Below are 3,561 nucleotides of genomic sequence, written 5' to 3'. Positions count from 1 at the left end.
GTGGGGAAGTGGGGAAGTGGGGAAGTGGGGAAGTGGGGAAGTGGGGAAGTTGTCTCATCACCCCAAAACCCTATCACCCTATCACCCTATCACCCTATCACCCCAAAACCCTATCACCCTATCACCCCAAAACCCTATTACCCGAATAATGTTTACGGAGCGACCGGAAACGTGATACTATGATAGATTGCAGTGTTTAAGCAGAGATCACGAGTCCTATGGCCTTAACCCAGACCAAAAAACAAGAACTAATCAGCCAATATCAGGCCCACGAAACCGATACAGGATCATCGGAGTTACAAGTAGCTTTCTTAACCGAGAGAATCAACCAACTGACCGAACACCTGAAAGCTAACCCGAAAGACCACGCTTCCCGTCGGGGATTACTCCAGATGATCGGTCGTCGTCGGGGACTGTTAACCTATATTCAGAAGAAAGATCAACAACGTTATCAAACCCTGATCGGTCGTCTCGGAATTCGCCGTTAAGCTTACCCCCCTTGCATCCCTACCATGGCCTCTGAATCGAAATCGACGGAGAAAAAAGAACGTCTTCCCTTTGAGCCGCGCCAAAATAAGCGAAAAACTCCGAAAATTGCCCCTAGTCCCGTGCCACCGCCGATAAAGACTCGCTCCGAGGAAACCAGCTTAAAGGCAATTCCGCAAGCGGTCAGTCAACGGATGGCCAAACGGATGGCGGTATTTTGTGGCATTCCGACAGTATTGGGGATAACTTCCTTTTTTGGCTTCTACTGGATTATTAGCCACAATCTTCTCGAAATCCCTTCCTACGTCGCCATGCTCGTCAGTTTAAGCCTATTTGGTCTAGGTTTTATCGGTCTGAGTTATGGCATCTTCTCCGCTTCTTGGGACGAGGATCGGGTGGGGGATTGGCTAGGATGGCAAGAATTTCAAGCTAATTTTGGCAGAACGATCGCCGCGTGGCGGTCCGGCAAAAAAGAAGTGGAAGAAAAATAGATAACCTCTAGAAATCGTCAACAATAGAGATTAAAGGAAAAAATAAAGGGTTAATGCCATGATTATTGTCATGAAAGTTGGTTCCCCGGAAATTGAAATCGAGCGCGTCAGTGCCGAATTCGAGGCATGGGGATTAAGTCCTGAAAAAATCGTCGGTAAGCATAAAGTTGTCATCGGTTTAGTCGGAGAAACCAGGGAATTAGACCCCCTACAAATCCAAGAACTAAGCCCTTGGATCGAAACCGTCCTGCGAGTCGAACAACCCTTCAAACGTGCCTCTTTAGAATACCGTCACGGGGAATACAGCGAGGTTTTAGTCCCCACTCCTAACGGTGTTATCCCCATCGGCAGAAATCATACCGTTAGCATTGTCGCCGGCCCCTGTTCGGTGGAAAATGAGGCGATGATCGTGGAAACTGCCAAACGAGTGGCAGCAGCCGGAGCGCAATTCCTCCGGGGTGGTGCCTACAAACCCCGCACTTCTCCCTATGCTTTCCAAGGTCACGGGGAAAGCGCTTTAGAATTACTAGCGGCGGCTAGAGATGCCAGTGGTTTGGGTATTATCACGGAAGTAATGGACGCGGCGGATCTCGATAAGATTGTCGAAATAGCCGATGTGGTGCAAGTGGGGGCCCGCAATATGCAGAATTTTTCCCTCTTGAAAAAAGTTGGGGCGCAACCGAAACCAGTCCTACTCAAGCGCGGCATGGCGGCCACTATTGAAGATTGGCTGATGGCGGCAGAATATATCCTCGCGGCAGGAAATAGCAATGTTATTCTCTGCGAACGCGGTATCCGCACCTTTGACAGTAAATATACTCGTAATACCCTAGATTTATCCTGTATTCCCGTTTTAAGAACTTTAACCCACCTGCCGATCATGATCGATCCTAGCCACGGTACGGGTAAATGGGAATATGTACCGACCATGGCCATGGCTTCCCTGGCAGCTGGGGCCGATTCCTTGATGATCGAGGTACATCCTAACCCAGCCAAGGCCCTATCCGATGGGCCGCAATCCTTGACCCCCGACAGGTTCGACCAGTTAACGCGGGAGTTAGCGGTCATCGGTAAGACGATCGAGCGTTGGCCCCAGGTTCCAGCACTGGTTTAATAAGATAATAAGGGGGTGAATCAACCCCCTTTTTTGGGCATAAATTTCGCTTTTCGGGGCAGTTATGGTGACAGTTCCTCTGGAGTTAAATACTGAGCAAATTAGGGGCGAAAAACGGGTAGTTTTTAATCATCTCAGTTGGTTATCCTATCGGCAAATTTTACAGGCCCTAGGGGAAAATAATCGCGCCCATTTATTTTATGATCGTGGCACTTTAGAGATTACTATGCCCCTAGAAGAACACGAGTTTTATCGAGAATTAATCGGACGTTTTATCTATTTTTTGGTGTCCGAATTCGGTTTAAAAATTAAAAGTCTGGGTTCCACAACTCTAGCTAGGGAAGATTTAGAACGAGGGGCAGAACCTGACAATGCTTACTATATTCAAAATCAAGCTAAAGTGCTAGGAAAAAGAATTAATTTAACTGAAGATCCGCCCCCAGATTTAGTGGTGGAAGTGGATATAAACCACACGGATATTAATAAATTAGCACTTTATGCCCGTTTGGGAGTGCCGGAATTATGGCGTTTTAATGGACAAATCTGGCGCATTTATCGGTTAGAAAAGGGGGTTTATCAGGAAGAAGAATTTAGTCCGACTTTTCCCCTAGTTCCCAAAACTAAACTCTATGAATTTTTAGCCACTGCTCAAGAGGATGAAGTCAGGGCAGAAAAGAATTTAAGAGCATGGGTTGTTAGTCAACTAGCTGAAAGTTGAGGTAATTATGGTGACAGTTCCTCTGGAGTTAAATACTGAGCAAATTAGGGGCGAAAAACGGGTAGTTTTTAATCATCTCAGTTGGTTATCCTATCGGCAAATTTTACAGGCAATAGGGGAAAATAATCGCGCCCATTTATTTTATGATCGTGGTACTTTAGAGATTACTATGCCCCTAGAAGAACACGAGTTTTACCGAGAATTAATCGGATTATTTATTCGGATTTTGGTGGTAGAATTGGGTTTAAAAATTAAAAGTCTGGGTTCCACAACTCTAGCTAGGGAAGATTTAGAACGGGGGGCAGAACCTGACAATGCTTACTATATTCAAAATCAAGCTAAAGTGCTAGGAAAAAGGATTAATTTAACTGAAGATCCGCCCCCAGATTTAGTGGTGGAAGTGGATATAACCCATACGGATATTAATAAATTAGCACTTTATGCCCGTTTGGGAGTGCCGGAATTATGGCGTTTTAATGGACAAATCTGGCGCATTTATCGGTTAGAAAAGGAGGTTTATCAGGAAGAAGAATTTAGTCCCACTTTTCCCCTAGTTCCCAAAACTAAACTCTATGAATTTTTAGCCACTGCTAAAGAGGATGAAGTTAAAGCAGAAAAGAATTTAAGAGCATGGGTTGTTAGTCAACTAGCTAAAAATAATTAACTAGGGTTTGCTGAAAAAGTTTGTTGGTGGGGTTAGGAGCCGGTCGTCAGGAGTCAGGAGACAGGAGAATTAAGAATGAGTAATAACT

Annotated in this window: 5 protein-coding genes; all 5 read left to right on the top strand. The window is 45.4% G+C overall.

Features of this window, described 5'->3' with window-relative positions; genetic code table 11:
* Positions 1 to 218 precede the first annotated feature (218 nt).
* The 5 genes from rpsO to MICAI_RS10520 all read left to right on the top strand — a co-directional run bounded on the left by rpsO (position 219) and on the right by MICAI_RS10520 (position 3,473).
* Complete coding sequence (gene rpsO, locus MICAI_RS10540) at positions 219 to 488, top strand: 30S ribosomal protein S15 (RefSeq protein WP_002738807.1); 270 nt, start codon at positions 219 to 221, stop codon at positions 486 to 488.
* A gap of 24 nt (positions 489 to 512) precedes the next feature.
* Complete coding sequence (locus tag MICAI_RS10535) at positions 513 to 977, top strand: PAM68 family protein (protein ID WP_008201436.1); 465 nt, start codon at positions 513 to 515, stop codon at positions 975 to 977.
* A gap of 58 nt (positions 978 to 1,035) precedes the next feature.
* Positions 1,036 to 2,091 carry a 3-deoxy-7-phosphoheptulonate synthase gene (gene aroF, locus MICAI_RS10530; RefSeq protein ID WP_008201434.1) on the top strand — a complete coding sequence of 352 codons (1,056 nt, stop codon included), beginning with the start codon at positions 1,036 to 1,038 and terminating at the stop codon, positions 2,089 to 2,091.
* A gap of 64 nt (positions 2,092 to 2,155) precedes the next feature.
* The gene (locus tag MICAI_RS10525) at positions 2,156 to 2,809 is read left to right on the top strand and encodes a Uma2 family endonuclease (protein WP_008201433.1); all 654 of its coding nucleotides are present in this window, start codon (positions 2,156 to 2,158) and stop codon (positions 2,807 to 2,809) included.
* A gap of 7 nt (positions 2,810 to 2,816) precedes the next feature.
* Positions 2,817 to 3,473: a Uma2 family endonuclease gene (locus tag MICAI_RS10520; RefSeq protein WP_008201430.1), complete on the top strand. Its 657-nt coding sequence runs from the start codon at positions 2,817 to 2,819 to the stop codon at positions 3,471 to 3,473.
* The last annotated feature ends 88 nt before the right edge of the window (positions 3,474 to 3,561 follow it).

Origin of the sequence: Microcystis sp. T1-4, from assembly GCF_000297435.1 — a bacterium.
In the GTDB taxonomy this organism is placed as follows: Bacteria; Cyanobacteriota; Cyanobacteriia; order Cyanobacteriales; family Microcystaceae; genus Microcystis.
Note: the sequence above shows the minus strand (reverse complement) of the source record. Positions and strands in the feature narration are given on the sequence as shown.

Excerpts from the sequence above, each read along its gene's own strand:
- rpsO (WP_002738807.1), top strand. The coding sequence starts at position 219 with ATGGCCTTAACCCAGACCAAAAAACAAGAACTAATCAGCCAATATCAG.
- MICAI_RS10535 (WP_008201436.1), top strand. The coding sequence starts at position 513 with ATGGCCTCTGAATCGAAATCGACGGAGAAAAAAGAACGTCTTCCCTTT.
- aroF (WP_008201434.1), top strand. The coding sequence starts at position 1,036 with ATGATTATTGTCATGAAAGTTGGTTCCCCGGAAATTGAAATCGAGCGC.
- MICAI_RS10525 (WP_008201433.1), top strand. The coding sequence starts at position 2,156 with ATGGTGACAGTTCCTCTGGAGTTAAATACTGAGCAAATTAGGGGCGAA.
- MICAI_RS10520 (WP_008201430.1), top strand. The coding sequence starts at position 2,817 with ATGGTGACAGTTCCTCTGGAGTTAAATACTGAGCAAATTAGGGGCGAA.